24 protein-coding genes are annotated in these 19,621 nt (G+C 42.2%); 3 read left to right on the top strand and 21 right to left on the bottom strand.

Annotated elements, in window-relative coordinates:
- Positions 1 to 9 precede the first annotated feature (9 nt).
- The 12 genes from phnM to JI665_RS23080 form a co-directional block, all read right to left on the bottom strand.
- The gene (gene phnM / locus JI665_RS23135) at positions 10 to 1,188 is read right to left on the bottom strand and encodes a phosphonate metabolism protein PhnM (RefSeq protein ID WP_206844689.1); all 1,179 of its coding nucleotides are present in this window, start codon (positions 1,186 to 1,188) and stop codon (positions 10 to 12) included.
- 42 nt (positions 1,189 to 1,230) lie between these two features.
- Positions 1,231 to 2,076 carry an ATP-binding cassette domain-containing protein gene (locus JI665_RS23130; RefSeq protein WP_206844688.1) on the bottom strand — a complete coding sequence of 282 codons (846 nt, stop codon included), beginning with the start codon at positions 2,074 to 2,076 and terminating at the stop codon, positions 1,231 to 1,233.
- A complete protein-coding gene (locus JI665_RS23125) occupies positions 2,077 to 2,931 on the bottom strand; it encodes an alpha-D-ribose 1-methylphosphonate 5-phosphate C-P-lyase PhnJ (protein ID WP_206844686.1) in 855 nt (284 codons plus the stop codon).
- Positions 2,924 to 4,057, bottom strand: coding sequence for a carbon-phosphorus lyase complex subunit PhnI (locus JI665_RS23120; protein ID WP_206844685.1), 1,134 nt, complete (start codon positions 4,055 to 4,057; stop codon positions 2,924 to 2,926). Before JI665_RS23120 ends, JI665_RS23125 begins: the two co-directional genes overlap by 8 nt.
- The gene (gene phnH, locus JI665_RS23115) at positions 4,045 to 4,665 is read right to left on the bottom strand and encodes a phosphonate C-P lyase system protein PhnH (protein WP_206844684.1); all 621 of its coding nucleotides are present in this window, start codon (positions 4,663 to 4,665) and stop codon (positions 4,045 to 4,047) included. Before phnH ends, JI665_RS23120 begins: the two co-directional genes overlap by 13 nt.
- Before the next feature lie 18 nt (positions 4,666 to 4,683).
- Entirely contained in the window at positions 4,684 to 5,106 is a 423-nt protein-coding gene (gene phnG, locus JI665_RS23110) for a phosphonate C-P lyase system protein PhnG (RefSeq protein WP_206844683.1), read from the bottom strand.
- Positions 5,107 to 5,229: 123 nt separating this feature from the next.
- Complete coding sequence (locus JI665_RS23105) at positions 5,230 to 5,931, bottom strand: GntR family transcriptional regulator (protein WP_206844682.1); 702 nt, start codon at positions 5,929 to 5,931, stop codon at positions 5,230 to 5,232.
- Positions 5,932 to 6,072: 141 nt separating this feature from the next.
- Positions 6,073 to 6,708, bottom strand: a complete 636-nt coding sequence (locus JI665_RS23100) for a DapH/DapD/GlmU-related protein (RefSeq protein ID WP_206844681.1) — start codon at positions 6,706 to 6,708, stop codon at positions 6,073 to 6,075.
- Between the two features lie 32 nt (positions 6,709 to 6,740).
- Positions 6,741 to 7,607, bottom strand: coding sequence for a PHP domain-containing protein (locus JI665_RS23095; protein ID WP_206844680.1), 867 nt, complete (start codon positions 7,605 to 7,607; stop codon positions 6,741 to 6,743).
- Between the two features lie 428 nt (positions 7,608 to 8,035).
- Positions 8,036 to 8,215, bottom strand: a complete 180-nt coding sequence (locus JI665_RS23090; RefSeq protein WP_053435217.1) for a twin-arginine translocase TatA/TatE family subunit — start codon at positions 8,213 to 8,215, stop codon at positions 8,036 to 8,038.
- 40 nt (positions 8,216 to 8,255) lie between these two features.
- On the bottom strand, positions 8,256 to 9,662 hold the full coding sequence (locus tag JI665_RS23085) for a metallophosphoesterase (protein WP_206844678.1): 1,407 nt from the start codon (positions 9,660 to 9,662) through the stop codon (positions 8,256 to 8,258).
- 78 nt (positions 9,663 to 9,740) lie between these two features.
- Positions 9,741 to 10,943 carry a metallophosphoesterase family protein gene (locus JI665_RS23080; RefSeq protein ID WP_206844676.1) on the bottom strand — a complete coding sequence of 401 codons (1,203 nt, stop codon included), beginning with the start codon at positions 10,941 to 10,943 and terminating at the stop codon, positions 9,741 to 9,743.
- 315 nt (positions 10,944 to 11,258) lie between these two features.
- Between JI665_RS23080 and JI665_RS23075 the strand changes: the two genes are divergently transcribed.
- Positions 11,259 to 12,050: a DeoR/GlpR family DNA-binding transcription regulator gene (locus JI665_RS23075; protein WP_206844673.1), complete on the top strand. Its 792-nt coding sequence runs from the start codon at positions 11,259 to 11,261 to the stop codon at positions 12,048 to 12,050.
- Between the two features lie 68 nt (positions 12,051 to 12,118).
- The gene (locus JI665_RS23070) at positions 12,119 to 12,277 is read left to right on the top strand and encodes a hypothetical protein (protein WP_009333774.1); all 159 of its coding nucleotides are present in this window, start codon (positions 12,119 to 12,121) and stop codon (positions 12,275 to 12,277) included.
- Positions 12,278 to 12,326: 49 nt separating this feature from the next.
- Here the strand turns inward: JI665_RS23070 and JI665_RS23065 are convergent, their stop codons facing one another.
- The 4 genes from JI665_RS23065 to JI665_RS23050 form a co-directional block, all read right to left on the bottom strand.
- The gene (locus JI665_RS23065; protein WP_206844668.1) at positions 12,327 to 13,298 is read right to left on the bottom strand and encodes an HD domain-containing protein; all 972 of its coding nucleotides are present in this window, start codon (positions 13,296 to 13,298) and stop codon (positions 12,327 to 12,329) included.
- Between the two features lie 83 nt (positions 13,299 to 13,381).
- Positions 13,382 to 14,098 carry a TIGR02206 family membrane protein gene (locus JI665_RS23060; protein ID WP_206844665.1) on the bottom strand — a complete coding sequence of 239 codons (717 nt, stop codon included), beginning with the start codon at positions 14,096 to 14,098 and terminating at the stop codon, positions 13,382 to 13,384.
- A gap of 286 nt (positions 14,099 to 14,384) precedes the next feature.
- Positions 14,385 to 15,227, bottom strand: a complete 843-nt coding sequence (locus JI665_RS23055) for an STAS domain-containing protein (RefSeq protein WP_206844663.1) — start codon at positions 15,225 to 15,227, stop codon at positions 14,385 to 14,387.
- Positions 15,228 to 15,411: 184 nt separating this feature from the next.
- Positions 15,412 to 15,570, bottom strand: a complete 159-nt coding sequence (locus tag JI665_RS23050) for a hypothetical protein (RefSeq protein ID WP_206844662.1) — start codon at positions 15,568 to 15,570, stop codon at positions 15,412 to 15,414.
- An 85-nt stretch (positions 15,571 to 15,655) separates the two neighbouring features.
- Between JI665_RS23050 and JI665_RS23045 the strand changes: the two genes are divergently transcribed.
- Positions 15,656 to 16,393 carry a YqcI/YcgG family protein gene (locus JI665_RS23045; RefSeq protein ID WP_414635281.1) on the top strand — a complete coding sequence of 246 codons (738 nt, stop codon included), beginning with the start codon at positions 15,656 to 15,658 and terminating at the stop codon, positions 16,391 to 16,393.
- Positions 16,394 to 16,415: 22 nt separating this feature from the next.
- On the opposite strand, the gene JI665_RS23040 is transcribed toward JI665_RS23045, so the two are convergent.
- From JI665_RS23040 to JI665_RS23020, 5 genes are all read right to left on the bottom strand, one after another.
- Positions 16,416 to 17,105, bottom strand: coding sequence for a YetF domain-containing protein (locus tag JI665_RS23040; RefSeq protein ID WP_206844657.1), 690 nt, complete (start codon positions 17,103 to 17,105; stop codon positions 16,416 to 16,418).
- Positions 17,106 to 17,138: 33 nt separating this feature from the next.
- Positions 17,139 to 18,002: a manganese catalase family protein gene (locus JI665_RS23035; RefSeq protein WP_206844655.1), complete on the bottom strand. Its 864-nt coding sequence runs from the start codon at positions 18,000 to 18,002 to the stop codon at positions 17,139 to 17,141.
- A 132-nt stretch (positions 18,003 to 18,134) separates the two neighbouring features.
- A complete protein-coding gene (locus tag JI665_RS23030) occupies positions 18,135 to 18,281 on the bottom strand; it encodes a hypothetical protein (protein ID WP_206844653.1) in 147 nt (48 codons plus the stop codon).
- Positions 18,282 to 18,305: 24 nt separating this feature from the next.
- Positions 18,306 to 18,758 (bottom strand): hypothetical protein, encoded by a 453-nt coding sequence (locus tag JI665_RS23025; protein ID WP_206844651.1) that lies wholly within the window; start codon positions 18,756 to 18,758, stop codon positions 18,306 to 18,308.
- A complete protein-coding gene (locus JI665_RS23020; RefSeq protein ID WP_206844649.1) occupies positions 18,759 to 19,547 on the bottom strand; it encodes a hypothetical protein in 789 nt (262 codons plus the stop codon).
- Positions 19,548 to 19,621: the final 74 nt, after the last annotated feature.

Raw genomic sequence — 19,621 nt, 5'->3', positions numbered from 1 at the left:
AGCTTGAAATCAAATTCTGTAATTTGTTTTTTGAATAAGCTTCCCATCAACGAACACACCTGTTATGACTGGAAAATCGTCGGCCAATTTTTCAATAATCAATAGGTCAGCCTTCTTTCCTGCCTCAATCGAACCGATTTCTTCATCCATGTTAACGGCTTTGGCCGGATTAATTGTGACAAGTCTGATCATTTCTGCAAGGTCCATCCCGTAATTTCTTGCCAGTTCAAAAATGGCATGAAGCATAGCAGCCGGATAATAATCACTGCACAATATATCAATCGAATCATTTTGAATCGCTTCTGCTGCACCCAGGTTTCCGCTGTGGGAGCCTCCGAGCAGAACATTCGGTGCTCCTGCTACCGTATACATGCCAAGCTCCTTCGCTTTATAGGCTACCTCCTGAGTTATTGGAAATTCGCTTATTGTCGTGCCGAAGCTCTTCACCAGCTCGATTTTTTCAAAGCTGTCATCATCATGTGAAGCAACTGCAATCCCATGTGCATGCGCGTGCCCGGCAATGTCCTTCATATCTTCGACAGAGAGCTTTTCTTTTGTTTGGTGATTTCGGATTAAAACATCTATAGCGGCATCGCTCATACTGTTATAGCTTTTAACGGTGTTCCGGTAGATTTCCAGATGACGATATTGGCCCTGTCCTGGTGTATGATCCATAAATGAAATCAAATGCACCTTATTTTCACTGATGTAGCTTTTGAGGTTCTCGATTTCATCCACATTATCAATCTCCATCCTTGCGTGGAAACGGTGGCGCACAAGATGCTTTGTACTGTGTGTCTCATCTATCAGGTCAATGAGCTTTCTGACATTTTCCGGTTCCCGAATCGGCTTGTATGCATATTCTGTTTCTTTATAGAGGGAAAGCGAATGGAACATCGTTGTGATCCCATGGGATATAAGCTCCTTCTCTGCTTCCCTGAGACTTAAATGAAAGTTCATTAAAGACGTTGGCCTCGGTGCTGCCATATGTTCAATATAATCGGAATGGATATCGATAAATCCCGGTGAAACATACCCGCCCGCTGCATCTATCACCTCCAGGGATTCTTCAAATTTCATTTCTCCCTTTGGAGCAATTCTGCTGATCCGATCACCTTCTATCAGAAGATCATAGCCTTGCAGAATAGTATCCTCTGTAATTAGTTTTCCGTTTGTAATGACGTACAAGTGTGCTTCCCCCTAATTTGAAATGAGATTTTTTCCGTTGCCTTAAAGAAGCGAATGAACCAAGCTTTGAGTAAATGGAGCTTGAGGGTCTTCAAGTATTTGATCTGTCAGCCCCTGTTCAATGACCTGTCCCTCCAGCATGACCAAAGTTCTGTCCGCCAGCATCCGAATAACACCCAAATCATGTGAAACCAGCACAATGCTAATATTCATTTCCCGCTGCAGGCTCTTGATCAAATCCAAAACACTAGCCTGTACGGATAGATCCAATCCCGTCGTAACCTCATCCAAAAGGAGAATCGGCGGCTGATTAGAAAGAGCCTTAGCAATCTGCACACGCTGCTGCATTCCTCCGGAAAAATTCTTTGGAGCTTCTTTTCGGCGATGGACAGGAATATTCACCTTGCTGAGCAATTCTGATCCCCTGGCTTCCATCATTCCCACATTCCTGCTGCCGGCTGCAATCAACTTTTCGGCAATATTTCCAATCGAAGAAAAGTCGATTTTCAATCCCAATAAAGGGTTTTGATAGACTTTCCCCATTAAATGGTTGCGGATATACCGTTTTTGCTGGGAAGACTCATTAAAAAGATTCTTCATCCCATTCTGATAGGAAGAAATATAAGCTTCCCCTGAGGTCGTTTCCTGGTCAAAGTACAGGCATTGCATTAAAGTGGACTTGCCGCTTCCGCTTTCCCCTACAATCCCAAGCACCTCTCCCGGGTAGACTTCGAAGGACACATCCCTGCACGCATACACCGTTCCGCACACACTGCAGTAATTTTTGATCAGGGTCAAAGGCTCAGGGTTCCTGCAATGATCACAGCCAGGACCGAATTGCTTGTTTAAGTTTTTAATAGATAACACCGGAACCTCAAATTCAGTCATTTAATTCACTCCTGCCTTTTCAGCTTCGTTTAAAATTTCACAGCAATAGCTGGTATCATTGCATTGGTAAAACGTCTCTCCCGTTGCCTCATCAATCAGTTCGTCAAGGAACACTCCCTCAGACCCGCATAATCTGCAGCATTTATCATGAAAGCTTTCCCCTTCAAACGGATAATCTTCAAAATCGAGGGAAACAATCCTCGTATAGGGTGGAACTGCATATATCTTCTTTTCCCGTCCTGCTCCCAGCAAAATAAGTGCTTCGTTTTCATCCATTTTCGGATTATCAAAGCGAGGGATCGGGCTTGGTGCCATTACATAGCGGCCGTGAACCATGACCGGATGATCTGCACCTGTTGTCATGCTTCCGTATTTCATGATCTGTTCAAATAGCATAAGCCAGGCACCGCTGTATTCTTTTTCCGCATGCAGCTTTTTTGTCTCATGCTCACTCGGTTCAAAATACCGTAACGGTTCAGGAAGCGGCACCTGCAAAACAAGGATTTGGTCCGTTCTCAGCGGCACCTCAGGAATTCTGTGACGTGATTGGATAATGGTTGCCTGAGAGGTATGGTCCGTTATTTGGACACCAGTTGTATCCTTTACTAGCTTTTTGATGCTGACTGCATTGACAGATTCATCAGATCCCTGATCGATGACCTTCAATACATCCTCTTTCCCGATCAGTGAGAGTGTCAGCTGCAGGCCTCCTGTCCCCCAGCCCCTTCCAATCGGCATTTCCCTTGATGCAAATGGTACCTGATAACCCGGGATGGCAATCGCTTTTAAAGTGGCTCTTCTAATCTCCCGCTTCGACCCTTCGTCAAAGAAAGCAAAATTATAGGCGTTATTCATATGCTTGCACCTCTTCCTGTTCTTCTGCTTTCGCTTTTGTCTTTCTCACACTGTCTAGCTTCGACTGGAAGGTTACATAATGCGGCATCTTCAAGTGTGATATAAAGCCGGTTGACTCCACAGAATCAATATGGAGGAGGACAAATTCCTCATTATGGCTGGGGAAGCTATTATCAGGATGCTCGAGGCAATTATCGAGAATGCCCATGGCGATCGCTTTCGTCTCATTTTGTCCGAAACACAATCCATATCCGATTTCAAACTCCAATTCCTTCTTGCCTTTTTCCTTTTCTGCCATGAACGGCATCAGCATTTCTGCTTCTGTTGTTTTGATATCACCAATGTAATATTCATCTTCGTCATTGCCCTCTTCATTCGGATGGCCCACATATATTGGCAGGTTTCCTACTCTTAGCTCACCAACAGTTGGATGCAAAGCGCCATACCCTCTGATGACCGCATAGGCGAGTGAAGTAACAGCTCCCGTCTCTCCTCTTGTCAGAATTTGCAGGCGCTGGCTTCTGCTTGATGGAAACTCAAGGCTTTCCCTGGTCACATCATCAGGCTCAGCATCATTGTTTTCGAGAGGAGGTATCAGTCCTTCTTTCCTCAAATAATCCAGCACTTTTGGCAGTACAAATTCAGGTGCATGCTGCAGCATTTCAATTGTCCTATTTTCCAAAGCATAATTTGAAAGCCATTCGCTAACCGACTCTTCCGTTTCCTTCATTAGATTGAAATCCAGGAGGCGGTGGGTATAATCGGTTGTAGCGCCAAGGATCTGACCGCCCGGAATGTCCTTGAAACTGGCTGAAATCCGGCGTTCCACCTTCATCTCCCCGGTTTCAATGATTTGAGAAGAGTGCTTTCTCGGCAGGGTTGAGCGGTATGCGCGAAGCAGGAATACCGCTTCTTCCGGATTTCCTTCTGCCTGCTTAATCGCTAATGCGGCAAGCTTTTCATCATAAAGGCTGCCTTCTGACATCACCTGATCGATTAAGCCTCTCATACCGCCTTCAATCTGCCCGGTCTCAATCACCTGCTCCTTGTGAAGCCTTTCATATTTCAAGCGTTTAATCGACTCTTCAATGGCCTGTGTCCCGCCTTTTACTGCTACATAACCCATTGTTTTTCCACCTCCCTGCTTTCTGTTATTTGAGTCGTTCTTGGCAATGATAAAAGCTGATGATTTCGGTCCACGAATACCAGGTCGACCCCTGTTGGATACTCCTTATTTTTTTCATTGCGTTTTACAATCCAATTTCCAGCCAGTTCTATATTGATTCCTGTGCTTGTTTGAATACCAGGTCCACTTAATAGCAGTTTGTTCCCTTCAGTAATCATCCCTGTTTCTGCTATAATCATTGCGGATTTGTGCGGATTTATGAACGTTCCCGGATTCGCCATTTCAATGGCATGTTCCAGAGACCCTGCCCCGGCATCCTTCAGGAGAATTAAATAATCGGCCTTGTCTGCCTGAACCGCTTTTGCAAAGGTTAATTGATTTATTTCCTTTTCAAGTGCTTCAGCATCACCGCCGTATACTTTAAACGTAACCTCAGGATCAAGCAGCGTTAATGCCAGCAGTAAAATTGAGCTGGAGCAGCCTGCTGGATTCTCTCCGTCCAGCAGCGCAGCCTCCTTGCCGAGGTCTGATATCAGCCCTGGCCTTGAAGTGGAATCGACCAATTTTCTATATACAGCTTGCAGGTCATGAACAACATCTAATTTCAACCCCTGTACCTCCTTCTATTAAACATCCATCGTCTCAAAGCTGACTTTTGTTCTTAAAATTTCTTCATTCTTTGCTTTTCTTTTTTGATCTATATAGTATTTTTCAATTTCGAGTATCCCGGCCCATGGTTTGATCTCGGGAAGATCCCCGAGAAATGCCGCGTCAATCACGGCAAGATGATAAGCCAAATCCGGGTGATCTCCTTTCACAATCCCAATGCCGATCTTCCCTTCCACCTTAGCCTTGCATTCTGTGACGAGTACTTCTCCTAAATGAAACAGGCTTTTCCTGGAAGTTTCCCGAACCTTTAACATCACAAGTCCATGTTCCGGCTCCTGTAAAACAGAAACTGAATATTTTTGTTCAATCTCATTCGCTAAAGATTTAGCCAACTCATGTGAACCTTCAATCAAAATTTCTGTACGCTGTTTTCTTTTCACCTTTTGGCCTCCATCTGTTTTTGTTCTGCATCTTAAATCTATCTTGTTGCCAAGCTGGCGGATGTTAAAGAAGTGTAAATTATGTAAGAGTTTTATTAACCTGATATTTGCACCAAAGCCAGTTTAAATTAAATAGGTAAAGCAATCGCTTCTATACTTGATTCTTGAGAATTCCAGTACTGTTCCCGTCTCCTTATCCACGCAGAGGGACTCCAGGAGCAAAAGCGGAATTAAACTTGAGCATTGCAGTATTTTCCGTTCAGGCTCTATTGGGAAAACCACACTCAGCTGGCTTTGGCCCGATGTAAATTCTTTATAGCCATGGGATCTATAGTAGTGAAAAATAGATTTGATCCCAGGACCATCTCTATCAATTTGGGGAAAAACAGATTTGGCTGCATAGGATGTGTGCAAGGCAATCGGGCAGCCGTCCACTATTCTTAGCCTGGAAATTTTATAGACTTCATCCTCCGGATCGACTTTTAGCGCATGAAAGACTTCAGAATCAAACTGGATTTTTTCACAGCAAATATTCTCCGACCTGAAGTCAAACCCAAGCTCATTCATCTTTTCACTAAAACTGATATCCCCTGTTAAAATCAGCGGAATCTGCTGCTTCCTATTTTGGACATAACTGCCTCTTCCCTGCTTTGAAAAAATGAACCCCAGTTCCTGCAGTTGCTCATACGCTTTCCGTACAACCATTCTTGGAATCCTATATTGATCTGCAAGCTCATTCTCAGAAGGAAGCTTTTCATTCGGTTTGTACTTCCCTTCCTTTATTTGTGTAATCAGCTCATCTACCAGCATCATTTTTTCACTCATACAGTCGGCGCCCCTTTCGAAATCCAGAAACAATTTAAGTCTAATGAATGAATTTAAATGGAAAGTTACGTAATTGTAATATTTTTATGAATATAAAAAAGACCCAATCTTTTTGGTGACTGGGTCTTTGTAAGTCTGTATTTAACTTCCAAATTTCCTGATAAAAGCTTCCGTATCATTTAATTCTTCAAAATGGGCTTCAAGCTTCTCCCTTGGCCAATCCCACCACGCAATTTCAAGCAGTTTTTCAGCTGTCTTTTCAGAAAACCTTCTTTTTAATGGCTTTGCCGGCACGCCCGCTGCAATTGTATAGGGTTTAACATCCTTTGTAACGACTGCACCGGAACCGATGACTGCACCTGTGCCAATTTCGACACCCTTCATAATGATAGCACCATGCCCAATCCATACATCATGGCCTATTTTAACCCGGTTTGTACGGCGCCAATCAAAAAATTCATGATCATCCTGATCGCCGAAGCCATAGTCAACTTTCCGATAAGTCATATGGTGCTGGGTCACCCGGTCCATCGGATGCTGAACAGGATTAATGCATGCATGAGAAGCAATGGAACAGAACTTACCGATTTCAGTATAGTTGACTGTTACATCATCCATCGTATAAGTGTAGTCCCCAAATTTCGATTCGATAATTTTATTTCTTTCTCCGATTGACGTCCATTCTCCCGCATAGCTGTCAATGATGAAGCTGGAATGATGTACAGCAGGTGAAACAGAGAGCTTTTCATCCTTTTTTGGTTTAAAAATCATTGACATGGGCATATCCCACTCCTTTTTTAATGTGACCCCTATAAACGCTGGCTTTTCAATCTCTGCCGTCTCGCAGCCAGTTCATGCACTCTCTCCACCCCCGGAGACATGCTGCCCAGCACAACCGGTTTCTCACCGTAGGCACCATGAAAGTCGGAACCTCCAGTCATGGTTAATCCATATTGGATGGCCAGTTTCCTAGCCATTTCTTCATGCTGTCCGCTGTGAAGGGGGTGCCAGACTTCTATCCCCTGCAGGCCGGCTTCAACCAGCTCAGGCACCTTTTCAAAATTTCCGTATTGGCCAGGGTGGGCAAGGACGGGCACACCGCCTGCTTCAAGAATAGCCTCAACAGCAAGCCGCGCATCCACATATTCCATCGGGATAAAAGCAACTCCTGGCGATTCTCCATTTTGACCGCGGCTAAATAATCTTTTATAAAGGGAACCGTAAATGGAATCAGCATATCCAGCCTCTATAAGAGCTGCCATGATATGCTGCTTATAAACTCCGGTTCCTCCTTCAGAAAGCTCCAGACAGTGCTCCCATGTTATGCTGTATCCTGCTGAAATCAGCCTTTGAACCATTTCAAAAGAGAGCTTATGCCTCCGCTCAACAATCGGCTTACACAGCGATTCAATTGCCTTATGCCCTGGTTCGATAAAATAGCCCAGAATGTGCACCCGGCGTCCCCTGTCAAAGTCAAAAGCAGAAATTTCAATACCGGGGATCACCTCCACTCCATACCTCTTTCCACGATCAATTGCTTCCTGCAGCCCTTTTGTCGTGTCGTGGTTCGTAATGGCCAAATGTGTAACCTCATTGGCAATGGCAAGATTCAATACCTCATCAATCGATAGCGGGCAATCAGAAACATTCGTATGGCAATGCAGCTCTGCTTTCATTTTCATTCCTCCTATTCATAGCCTTTTTTATTAGAATAACTTGGTGCCAAGCCAAATAGGTTAATGGGATGTAAATTTCTGTTAAGATTATGTAATTGTCATTTTGATTTTTCAGTTTGATAGAACTGCCTTATTAAAAGCCCGGCATTAAAGCAACTGACCGATATATTGGAAAAGTGACCGATATATCGTGAAAGTGACCGATATATCCTGAAAGTGACCGATATATCCTGAAAGTGACCGATATATTCAATTTCTGGCCGATAAACTTCCGAAAGTGACCGATTTCCCCATTTTTACTAGACTAGATGACGTAACAAACGCCTTTTTTTACAAAGAATATAAGAAAAAACAAGAAGACAGATATTTTTCAAAAAATCTTCACGAAATAGGGCCAACTCCAAAATAGTCGGCCCATTTCTGCTGTATTATTTAGTTTTGCTGCTGTCTTCCTGGTTCTCTGACAGCAATTCTTTTGTTGAACTTTTAAATTCCCTCAAAGTCGAGCCGAATGCCCGGCCAATTTCCGGCAGCTTCGATGGCCCGAAAATGATAAGTGCGATAACTAATACTAATATTAGTCCAGGTATACCTATATTTTGCAGCATGTTCATCCCTCCTGCAGAGTATTGTTACTAAACGTCATTATCAAACGGGATTTGCGGCAGCCATTGTCTTCGTCTTCCCTAAAGCTCTCAAAGGCTTCTTACATACATTCCCATAAGCATCCAGTGCATGCACCTCAATTTGATAGGCTGTATTTGCCTGTAACCCTTCAATTGTTAACGTTAACGGGTTTGGCACAGGATCTTTATAGAATTCCGAGAAAGCAAGAAATTCCTTCACGACTTTCTCTGAATTTGCATGTCTTGCCACTACCTTGTAGTCATGAACCAGCAGGTCATCCTTGGCTTGCGTAAACATAATGGCCATGCCAGTGGCTGATGTCATTTCATGATTAATGGAAAGCATCGCATCTTTTGTAAAAAAAGGCGCCTTCTTATCCCTGTCTTCTGTGTAAGAAAATTTCTGCTTATTTGCCGGATAGCTAAGTTCAAATGGCTCTCCTGTCCAATCATTCTGATGAATATCGCGGCGTCTGATCAGCACCTTATTATTATGCACCTCGACAATTAATGCCTGATTCAGGACATCTGCACCTTCAGGCACTTCCCCTTGAATTCTGCCGGCGTCCAGCCACAAATAGGCACCGGTTGAGGTTCCAATTGAAGTAAAATCCTTCTGGTGAATGATTCTCGGGTCATCAAGAGGATAGTGCGTATGTCCTGAAAATGAGATGACTTGCGGATATTCCTTTAAAGTGTTGTAAAAAAGGTCTCTATTTTGATTAAAGCCCCATTCACTTCCATAGACAGTCCCTTTAATCGGCTGATGGTGAAAGACAAAAATTGGCTTTTTCCAATCATCTTCATGCGCAATCTTCAGCTGCTCACCCAGCCAATTAATTTGTTCCACGGAAAAAGTGCCCTCTGTTAAACCATCTTCTGTTCCCAGAATGATAAAATGGTAGCCTTTGATTACCTTGTGATAGTAAATAGATTCCATGCCTGTTTTTTCTAGGAATCGCTTTTGGGCGTCTGCTACTGATAAGCCATTCCAATAGTCATGATTCCCTATGGCAAACATGGAAACGGCACCTGGCTGTTTGTGGACATTATAAGCTGACATAAACTTATCGTATTCGGATTCATATCCATAATCTGTTAAATCTCCCACAACCAAAAAAGCATCCTGCTTCGGAATAGCCTTATTTAGCTGTTCTAAAGTTGTTATAAACTTTTCAAGTGTTTTATTGCTGCTGTTATGGATATGAATGTCACTAATAACCGGGAATACTAAATCCGGACTATTGCCTCCAGAGTTCATGATCGAAGCAGAAGAGGCAGCACTTGCTGTAATTAAATTAAGAGAGTTAGCAAGAGATAATCCAATTGTTGCACTGGCAGCTAAGGTAGTTTTCTGCAAAAAAGCACGGCGATCCATTTCTTTAATAAATATATTTCCATCTTTTTGTCCAGTCCGATTATCTTTCATGATTTATAAACTCCTTCTCCCATTTTTCCAGACTCCTCTTAACACAGTCTCTTTTTAACACCAGAGGCCTGCTTTAGCCTATTTTTTCTCCAGCGGCAGCGGATCAATACTTTGGTCGTTGGCTGTTAAATCAATACCGAAGTCTTTGGCAAAAACCATATGTGTATCGACCAAAACACCTTCATGATTTTCATCTAAATTAAATACTCTCGCTCCCCGAAGTCTGTTTCTGTCGGATCCTGAAAGACCGTAAGTGCCAAAACCGGTATTTCCGGCATATCCAAGCAGAATTCCATAGTAGTTTCCGCAATATGTATTAATATGGTCATGGCCGCAGAATACTCCTTTCACATCCCCTCTATCGAGCATAGCTGTAAACAAGCCGCTGTTTATTGGGCCGGGGCACTCATCTTCATTCCGCTCTCCATTAATTTGATGTCTTGCAGCAGCCAATTCATGCCCTGACTGTGTTCTGCCGTCCACACTGCCCCACCACATAAAACGGTGCTCCCATAGAGGAATATGAATGAATACAAGAGAAGGCACTTTATAGCCATAATGCTTTTCTATTGCTTTTGATCTTTCATAATACCAATTGACCTGATTAAATCGCAGCCAATCCCATGTTGGATAGCCCTTGAAATCCTGCCCGGCGATCGTTTGAGGGGCATATCTGCCGCTGTCCAAAAGCCAGAGATTAAAAGCTGCCTTATTTCCTTTGGATTTTTTGATTAATAGATTCATATTTCCTGTTCCCGTAAGGCCTTTTTGTCCAGGTGAGTTCATATTATGCTTGTATTTCATATAAAACTTGAGCATATCACTCTCATCCATGCCGCTCTTTGGAGTTGAGTCTTCATCATGGTTTCCAAACGTAGCCGCCCAGCGGATTCCCCTTTGCTCCATTGGCTGGACGACATTATTCATAGCCTGCTTCATTTCCAATTCTGTATCACAGCCGCCTGTTATATTGTCACCATTTAAAACAACAAAATCAGGCTTCTCAGAATCCAGCACCTTTTCCATCAGCTGTATGGTCCGCCTGTCGATCCGTTCATCATCCTGAGTATCATTGAATTGTACAACTTTAAATTTCCCATTGGAATTGAAGGAAAGCTTCGGTCCTTCCAGCTTTTCACTGATTTCTTCCGCTTGAACCCTGTTTTCGAATATGTCTCCAGGTAAACCTGCCGCTGCCATGGTTAAAGCTAGTGTCCCTGCTCCTCCCGCTTTAATAAATGCCCTTCTGTCCATTCCTTTGCTTTCATTTTCTTTCTTCATCAGCCTTACCTCCATGAATTGATAAAAAATTTCCCCTACGGTTAAAATCCTAGAGTAAATCTATTAAAGCAGTATTAATATCAATAGATTGTTTAGTAAAGAAAACAAAGGCAAAAAGATAAACAAAAAATGATTTTCTATTATTCATCGGTGATTAATAGGAAGGAAGAATGAAATTCGGGACTTTCCTCTCTTTGTATTCTTTTGTTTTCATTTCTGTTTTAAAACTTTTAAATAAATTAATATTTTTGACCTCAATTTTTAAAACTTCATCCCTATAATGATCCATAACATGAAAGACGGGGGTTGCCAACAATGAAAAAAGGGTTCGCTGCGGAAAGGCACAGTAGAATTATCAGGGAATTAGAAATAAAAAATAAAGTGAGTGTAACGGAACTCTCCAGAAAATTAAGTGTAACGCCAGAAACGATCCGGAGTGACTTGAGACGGCTAGAGAAGAGAAACAAATTGCGGAGAATTCATGGAGGAGCGATATGCTATTTTGGCTTAGAAAAGGAGCAGCAGTTTAATAAAAGGATGGGCATAAGCCTTCCCATCAAAAAGAAAATTGGTGAAGCTGCCGCAAGCTTTATTTCCGATGGGGAAACTATCGTTTTGGATGTCGGCTCCACAACTCTTCATATTGCCGGTTCGATTGAAAATGTTGAAAATGTAACGATCGTAACCAATTCCCTGGCTGCTGCAGAAATATTAAATGCGCGTATGGAAAATAAACTGTTCAATGGCAGGGTCATTCTGATTGGCGGGACCGTGAATCCTCTGCAGCGCTCAACCTCAGGTTCACTAACTAATCAGATGCTGGAACACTTTTACTTTGACAAGGCCTTTATATCATGTGGAGGAATGAACCGCGATGGAATATGCGATTATACTATTGATGAAGCTGCCGCCTCTTCCATCATGATAAAAAGATCTAAACAGGTTTATGTGGCAGCCGATTCCTCAAAACTCAATCAGAGGGCATTTTTCCATGTCAGCCCTTTTTCGTCTATTGATTTTGTCATTACTGATGCGGATTTACCGTACGATTGGCCGGAGGAGGAAATTAAATTCAATGGGCTAAAATGGGTGAAAGTCTATACATAAATTAGAATTGTTTATTTTCTTTAAGTTGGGATACATTATAAGCATAGTCAAAATAGGGAGGCTATTTCATGAGCGAAAAAACTCCACAGGATGTAAACCGCATTCAGGAGGAAGCACAAAAACAGGATCGGGAAGCCCAGAAAGCACAGGAAGTTGTTGAAGATGCCATTTCCAAAATGACTCCGCAGCGGCAGTATGAAAAAGAAAAGGAACAGAATAAACGATAAAAAGAAAAAGCCTTATTCCTGTCCGCCAGCAGGGATAAGGCTTCATTTCTCATAAGACTTTTATATACACACCTTCTTTAGCTTTTTCATATGCTTTTTGTCCTCTGTTTATAACCTCTTCTGACAGCTGTGATGCTCTGACCAGCTTGCTGTTAATCATTACGGAAGGGTCAATCAATCTCATTTTCCCTTTGAAGTGAATATCATAGTCTGACCTGTTTTCTTCTGCCCTGACCTTATGATCAATTTTTTCAAGCAGACGCTTCACTTCCAGATCCCCTGATTCCCTCATTTTCACTAATACCTCTTCATCATTGCCAAGCAGATCATCCAGATGAAGAAGTTTTTTTTCGAGAGATCTTTTTAGGACCTTTGCAAAAAAGTCATTGGCATAAATATTTAAGGGTTCCATGAAGAAATCAATGACTTCTTTATAATAAGTTTTTACAAACCACTCAGCAGCCCCAATTTCAGATAGGTACATCCTGCCATCAACAACTGTCAGATGCTGCAGAAAATGATGCGCTTCTTCTAATGAAATATAACCATAACGGTACATATCCCTTAACGTGTAGTCCACCCGGTCTGCACAAAGTTCAGGTGCGGGCTGCTCTAATAAAGTCCATTGTGAATCATCAAAAAGGATACCTTCAAAGTCAAGATGATGCCTTTTTAAAATGGCAGGGATCTCAGATTCAAGGACAACACGCTCAAAAATATGTTCATGATAATCTTCTGCTTCATTTTCCAAAACCCCATCTATCACATGAGAAAAGGCAGTGTGAGAAACATCATGAAGCAAACCGGCAATTTGCTCTTCCACAGAACCGCCCATTTTCCTTAATAACAGCATCACGCCCAATGAATGTTCGTACCTCGTTACATTCCATTTCTCATTGACAAGATAGCCCGCGCCGCCCTGGTGTACACCTTTCAGCCTTTGCACCGGCCTGCTGTTGATTATTTCTTCCAATACTCTTTCAAGCTTGTATTCTCCGTAAAGCTCATCTACAGCCAGCATAAATCCTCCTGCTTTGATAAATATGTACTTACAATTATATATGTTTTAAAGAAAAAGCCCTAATCCCGGCAGGATTAAGGCTTTCATTTTCCGCGGACCCTTTTTTGTTCAGCTGCCTGCATGTAATGCATGGGTAAATAAGTAATAAAAAAGACAAGCAGTGCAGCAGCTTCAAGCGTTACATAGTACCAGACACCGTTCCCGAAAAACGACAGCAGGGTTTTAGTTTCTGTCGGGCTGGCCAAATAGAAGAAATTTGTTCCAAGCAGCCTATTTAAAAAGAAGACTGGCACCGCAATTACGTTGAGCGTTAAAAAGCCAGTCAGCACTGCATTTTTAGGCACTCTGTATCCTTCAAACAAAATAAAATATAATACGGCGAGCGGAATGGCAGAATGATGAAGAAAGTATTTGATGTAGCGGTAATGAGGAAATTGGTAAAGCATATCAGGTGTCACCATGCTTAAAATTGGAGGAATTGCACCAATAAAATACAGCAGCCAAAAAGCCTTTTTATTAGGCTTCAAAAACAGGTAAAGAGCAATGAAAGTGCTCAAAGAGCATAACTGGAGAGGCAGATCTGCCACATCCCACTGATGTGTCAGAACCAGCCATATATGATGCGTTACTTCACAAGCCAGCAGTGCACCAAACAGCGACCATTTAATAATTTTCTGATAGGCCCTTAACACCTGCCTGTAATACACCAGCCACCAGGCGGTAAAAAAGAAAAGAATCAGTGTAACAAGGTGCATAAGCGAAAACATTTCAAATCCCTGCATACCCGTTACCGAAAACATGATGTCATCACCCCTCAATATGCATTGAAGTGCTGTTTGATTCATTGTATTCACGGCGAGGAAAATTAACACGGTTAATATGCGGAAAACCAGACTTTATACACGGTAAAGAGGAAAATTATATAACCTTCACGTGGAAGTTTTATGGGATGAGGAATGTGTTTAAATCCGGAAATTTATAAGAGAGTGGACATTACTATTTCTATTTTTAGATCAGGATACCCAATCTATAAAATCAAAAAAAGCAGAGTAAATTCTATTTGAATTCCTCTGCTTTTTTTCATGCTTACCCATGCAATTCTTCAAAAGCCTGATACACATTGGCTTTTACCTGAATGCCATTCAGCTTAATGCCCAGCGTGACTATCGTCTGAGCCACTTCCGGACGGATTCCTGTAATGATCGTTTTTACCCCAATCAGCGAGAGTGCTTCAATTACTTTAAACAGCTGATCTGCCACCATGGTATCAACAATCATCACGCCAGAAATGTCTAAAATTAAATGCGACAGCTTAAGGTTCGCAGATTGTTTTAACGTTTCTTCCATCAGAAGCTGCGCTCTCTCTGTATCAATGTTGCCAATTAGCGGGAGGATGCCAACTCCTTTTGAGAGCGGGACAACCGGGACAGATAACTCAAGAAAAGCCTGCTTTGCATTTTCGAGTGTTACCTGATGGTATTTAACATATGACATGCTGAAACAATGGATGGAATGATCCAGCAGGGGATCTATCAAATCGATAACTTTAAAAACCTCTGCTGCCGGCATCTCATGCTCCAACATGGCCTTCTCTAATGTTTTCCAGATATGTCTCCTATAATAACCCGCATCCTTTAAAGCTTCATCCAAAGGGATTCCAAGCTTAAAGAAATATTCCCCTGTATCCTTGCACCATTTTTCTATCTTTTCCATCGTTTTATCTTTATTCTCATGATTCAGCAATGCTTCACCGAACAATTCAATAAACTCAGCACGAATTCGAATGATCTGAGCTTCCATTTGGTCAGCCTGCATTCTCTCCAATTCCGTCATCTCTACACCGTTCATTCGATCCCTATGCAGATTTTCCGCCATAATATCTTTCTCTCTTAAAATCTGTTCCCCTAAAAGACGTATTTGATTACTCATGTTCTCCCCCTAATTTTTATCCTTTATGTATATTTCCGCTCCATCCTAAACACATCTCTTTACCCGTGCGCGTTTTGGAATAAACCTTGAATTTAAAATTAATTTGAGGATTTTTAGCCCGCCGCCATATCAGCGTTATTCGCTCTGATTAACTGCCATTTCTTAATTGGATACTAGTTTTTCCCTACCTTTTTCCGTCGTCATGATCCGGCATGACTACTATTTTCCCGTCACTCCATCCCTTTTCATCACCATGCACCCGCCACGCCTGCCAAACTCCAGCCCACTCCTCTTTCTCCTCGCTATCCCCCGCCAAACCCACAACGCCACCTACCGTCACCATCTCTGTCCGCCCATTTTCCCCATGGACACTCACCTGTCTTATCCCATTTTGAATATAGTGTAGAAGTCAAAAGGGGGTGACTAACATCAATAGTCTATTTACTGCGAACTCCTCCGGCATCCAAAATTTAGAAGATTGGCAGCAGATTGCTTTTGATAGATTTCAGACAAAGATGACGGATAAAGAGAGGCCTTTCCCCTGCATACCAGCAACTATCGGGTTTGCAAAAAATCAGCTGCGATACGGATTTGCGGACGACCCAAGGGATCCGGACTCCATTCAGCAATCCGCAGCCATGCTGAAGGAATTCTCTGTACATTCAAGAGAATTCGGAAGCTACACTTCGCTGATCATTTTTTACAAAACAAGGGATGATTTGAGTTTGGAGGAATATGAGCAGCTTTTTTGGGAGCAGCTTACAGGGTTATGTGAGATGGATAATGCTGAGTGGCCAAACGAAATCCCAAAAGACCCGCATGATCCACTTTGGGAATTTTGCTTTCACGGAGAAAAGTACTTTGTCTATTGTGCCACCCCTGCGCATAAAAATCGGCAGAGCCGGCATTTTGATACGATGATGCTCGCCATCACACCGAGGTGGGTTCTGCAGGAGTTTATGAAAAAGAAAACATTAGCATCCCGGCTTAAAAATCAAATCCGCAAACGGCTGCAAAAATATGATAGCATCACCATCCACCCTGATCTGAACAGTTATGGCGCCGATGACAATTTCGAATGGAAACAATATTTTCTTCGCGACGATGACACCACGATCTCGAAATGCCCCTTTCATCGTCTGCTTGAAATCACAAAGAACAAATAGGAGGACAGAGCCGCTTTGTTCTCTATTTGTTTTTTCGATCAATATAAAGAGTGCCATCCCGCTGCACCTGGGCAAAAAACACATTCTCAACTGATTGGATATTTGCTTTTTGCAGTTCTCTGTCAAGCCAGTTTTTGTCTAAATGTAATTTAGATAGATTCCCTGGATTGATCTTTCCATCAGATATGACTTCTGTTGGTAAAGGAAATAGATCCTTTTTTGGACTCATAATATTTAAATCATTTTTCGTAACAGGCTGTTTACTTTCTTTTTTCAAAACGGACAGGTCTCCGTTTGTCTCCAGGATTGCGTAATCGACATCGGTAAGCGAAAAAATGTCCTTTTGCCTCAATAACGCCTGTAGCTCATCAAGGTCCACCCTCGATATTTTAAGTGCCCCTTCCATTATCTTGCCAGCTTTTATAACTATTAATGGCTCACCTGTTGTGACTGTTCTTCCCTGTTTCGATTTAAGGTCGATCATGTCCATTGCGATGGTGAAAAGCGTCCAAACGAACAGTGCAATTACTCCATCTTTAATGCGGGTACTCTCATTCACTGCTAGGTTTCCTGCGATAGACCCGATTCCAATAGCTGAAGCCCAGTTGAAAAAGGTCATTTGCCCAATTTCCTTCCGTCCCATCAGTCTGGCTAATAAGAAAAGTACTAAAAACGAGATAGTTACACGAAGGATCGTCTCATTAACTGGCATAGTAAAGCCACTCACCTTTCAAGATAGACATGTTTATAAGAAAGAAGCCCCCAGTCTCCCGGGAGCAACTCGCATTATTTTACAGGAGGCGTACCCTTTAATATAGCCTGGTGCAGGTTCAAGTACAGGTGCTTGTCCAGTTGCTACTGGCTTAGCTTCGTATTTGAATTCCCCTAATCCATCCATGGAAGGACCGTTTGCCCAGCGCCCCATCTGGCTTTCTGTACCTTCAGAACAGCTCATGAAAGTATAAGCCACATCCGATTTTTCATATTCTCTGTTAAATGTGCTTGGGACCACTAATCCTACTTTCTCCTCCAGCTCAGCGATAGCTGCTGCCCACTGATTCTGATGATAAGAATCACGGGCAATCAGGAATGAAAGCATATCCCTGACACCAGGGTCATCCGTCATTTCATATAACCTGACGACCTGCAGGCGTCCTTGTGATTCTGCATTCAAATTCGCTCTGAAATCTGCCAAAAGATTTCCGCTTGAAATGATATAACGGGCAGTCCATGGGAATCCCACTGCATCGTTAGGACTTGCGCCAAGACCGTTTACGATAGCGTGCTGTACGTTCATGCCGCCCATCACACTTGCAACAATCGGATCCTTTGCAGCTTCCTCCTGCTCCTCCACTGGCGCTTTATCCAGAAGCTGGGCAATCATGGTTGCGAGCATTTCTACGTGAGCTATTTCTTCTGTACCGATATCCATCAGCATATCACGGTACTTCTGCTCCCCCCTGCAGTTCCATCCCTGAAAAAGATACTGCATCATAACGGATATTTCACCAAATTGTCCGCCCAATACCTCTTGAAGCTTCTTGGCATAGACAGGATCAGGCTTGCTTGGCTTTGCTCTATATTGTAATTCTTTTACGTGAAAGAACATGTAACAGACACCTCCATATTTTTTAAAAACATACATAGTTAGTGTCTCTATACTGATCTTTTATATGCTTTTGAATATCTTTAAGTTACCTGGCATATCACTTCATCGGACGGCACAATTACTGCAAACTCATTATGCCAGGCAGCCAGCTCCAATTCGTGTACCGTCTCCGGATGGACTGTCCCCTATGATCTGTGATTTCAAAAGCGGCAATCGCATCCGAAACGAAATGGGTAACAAATCCAAGATTTCCGTGAGGGCAATGGGAAACTGATTCATGTTTAGTCCTCCAAATACGTATCATTATTTCACTCTGGCAACGCCGTTCGCGAGATGTTCCCATAGTATCGTCTCGACCTGTTTTCCCTCCTCTTCTTTGCAATCAATAATAAGAATGACTTCTGACTTTACCCCTTTTAACAGCCGTTTGTTTCTATGCCTTGCCTTTAAAAGGATGAAATCAATTGCAAAACCAAACACAAAACCAGCACCTGCTCCAATTAAGCCCCAATAAATAGGACCCCATTCCAGAATAAATCCTCTGCTGGCACCAACAACCGAGAACATTACTGCCAGAACCATCCCTTTGTTTATAAGAGATACACCATCAGATTGGTGAATTGTATCAAACAGCCTGGTGTCCTCCGTCCGGTTATCTAATGGTACTGAGTATATGTCCTTTATTCCATGCTGCTCCAGCTTCCTGATCGCAAGTTCAAGATAGGGTGAATGTTCAAATGTTGCAAATACCTGCATTTACTTCACCTTAATGCCTTTCTTTAAATGGAATGAACTAGATTGATAATACTTTCTCAAAAACTTCTTCTGTTCGGTATCGTACAATTTATTGTTTTCAACAACATTCATATAGGTATCATAAATTGTAAAAAAATAAAATGATGGCAGATAAAGCAGCCACTGGGCATTTAACACTTGAGATGATTTTTTAAGTTCCCCTATCAGAAGGTAGTGGAATGCTTCAATAAAATGAGAAAAATGTACAAGTACAACTGTCATAACCAATGTAAAAAAAGCGCCAAAAATTCTGTGGATGTACAATTGGCCAAGGCTTGGGATGGTCATTGACCAAAGAACAGCGGATATTGGGTCTCTTTTATCCAGGTAATTAATCTCAAATGGTTTTATCACTAATCGCTCTATGGCCTTAGCGTCTTTTTCGTTTAGCAGAAAAATTTTATTCATGTCTACAGTCGTCCGGTAACTATCCCAGATGGCAAAAATATAGACAGGAATATACATGTGCATGTATCTGATATCTATTACCTCTTTTGCTTTTTGAATATCTCCTATGAAGCTATAAACCATTGCTGAATTCAAATGGATCATTTGGTTTATGAATAATTCCCAAATAACCAGGGAAAAACCCCTCAAAAACTTGTTTAATAGCAGATGCCCATAGCCTGGAAACACCACTGACCACATGGCGATAATATATGGGTTTCGTAAATGGATTTGTGTAGTGCCGAAAATACTTAAATGGGAAAGCTTTGAAGCCTCTTTCTGTTTCCTCAATACAAGAGCCATAATTCTCCTCCCATGACAGCGAAAATCATTATGGCTATTTTCTGCAAAAAGATTTTTTTCATACTTTATCCAGT

Origin of the sequence: Bacillus sp. NTK034 (assembly GCF_017303275.1) — a bacterium.
In the GTDB taxonomy this organism is placed as follows: Bacteria; Bacillota; Bacilli; order Bacillales; family Cytobacillaceae; genus Cytobacillus.
The sequence above is the reverse complement of the archived record's forward strand: the minus strand, read 5'-3'. Positions and strand labels throughout refer to the sequence as shown.

Excerpts from the sequence above, each read along its gene's own strand:
- JI665_RS23130 (WP_206844688.1), bottom strand. The coding sequence starts at position 2,076 with ATGACTGAATTTGAGGTTCCGGTGTTATCTATTAAAAACTTAAACAAG.
- JI665_RS23125 (WP_206844686.1), bottom strand. The coding sequence starts at position 2,931 with ATGAATAACGCCTATAATTTTGCTTTCTTTGACGAAGGGTCGAAGCGG.
- JI665_RS23120 (WP_206844685.1), bottom strand. The coding sequence starts at position 4,057 with ATGGGTTATGTAGCAGTAAAAGGCGGGACACAGGCCATTGAAGAGTCG.
- JI665_RS23105 (WP_206844682.1), bottom strand. The coding sequence starts at position 5,931 with ATGAGTGAAAAAATGATGCTGGTAGATGAGCTGATTACACAAATAAAG.
- JI665_RS23100 (WP_206844681.1), bottom strand. The coding sequence starts at position 6,708 with ATGTCAATGATTTTTAAACCAAAAAAGGATGAAAAGCTCTCTGTTTCA.
- JI665_RS23095 (WP_206844680.1), bottom strand. The coding sequence starts at position 7,607 with ATGAAAGCAGAGCTGCATTGCCATACGAATGTTTCTGATTGCCCGCTA.
- JI665_RS23090 (WP_053435217.1), bottom strand. The coding sequence starts at position 8,215 with ATGCTGCAAAATATAGGTATACCTGGACTAATATTAGTATTAGTTATC.
- JI665_RS23085 (WP_206844678.1), bottom strand. The coding sequence starts at position 9,662 with ATGAAAGATAATCGGACTGGACAAAAAGATGGAAATATATTTATTAAA.
- JI665_RS23080 (WP_206844676.1), bottom strand. The coding sequence starts at position 10,943 with ATGAAGAAAGAAAATGAAAGCAAAGGAATGGACAGAAGGGCATTTATT.
- JI665_RS23075 (WP_206844673.1), top strand. The coding sequence starts at position 11,259 with ATGAAAAAAGGGTTCGCTGCGGAAAGGCACAGTAGAATTATCAGGGAA.
- JI665_RS23070 (WP_009333774.1), top strand. The coding sequence starts at position 12,119 with ATGAGCGAAAAAACTCCACAGGATGTAAACCGCATTCAGGAGGAAGCA.
- JI665_RS23065 (WP_206844668.1), bottom strand. The coding sequence starts at position 13,298 with ATGCTGGCTGTAGATGAGCTTTACGGAGAATACAAGCTTGAAAGAGTA.
- JI665_RS23060 (WP_206844665.1), bottom strand. The coding sequence starts at position 14,098 with ATGTTTTCGGTAACGGGTATGCAGGGATTTGAAATGTTTTCGCTTATG.
- JI665_RS23055 (WP_206844663.1), bottom strand. The coding sequence starts at position 15,227 with ATGAGTAATCAAATACGTCTTTTAGGGGAACAGATTTTAAGAGAGAAA.
- JI665_RS23050 (WP_206844662.1), bottom strand. The coding sequence starts at position 15,570 with ATGGTGACGGTAGGTGGCGTTGTGGGTTTGGCGGGGGATAGCGAGGAG.
- JI665_RS23040 (WP_206844657.1), bottom strand. The coding sequence starts at position 17,105 with ATGCCAGTTAATGAGACGATCCTTCGTGTAACTATCTCGTTTTTAGTA.
- JI665_RS23035 (WP_206844655.1), bottom strand. The coding sequence starts at position 18,002 with ATGTTCTTTCACGTAAAAGAATTACAATATAGAGCAAAGCCAAGCAAG.
- JI665_RS23030 (WP_206844653.1), bottom strand. The coding sequence starts at position 18,281 with ATGAATCAGTTTCCCATTGCCCTCACGGAAATCTTGGATTTGTTACCC.
- JI665_RS23025 (WP_206844651.1), bottom strand. The coding sequence starts at position 18,758 with ATGCAGGTATTTGCAACATTTGAACATTCACCCTATCTTGAACTTGCG.
- JI665_RS23020 (WP_206844649.1), bottom strand. The coding sequence starts at position 19,547 with ATGGCTCTTGTATTGAGGAAACAGAAAGAGGCTTCAAAGCTTTCCCAT.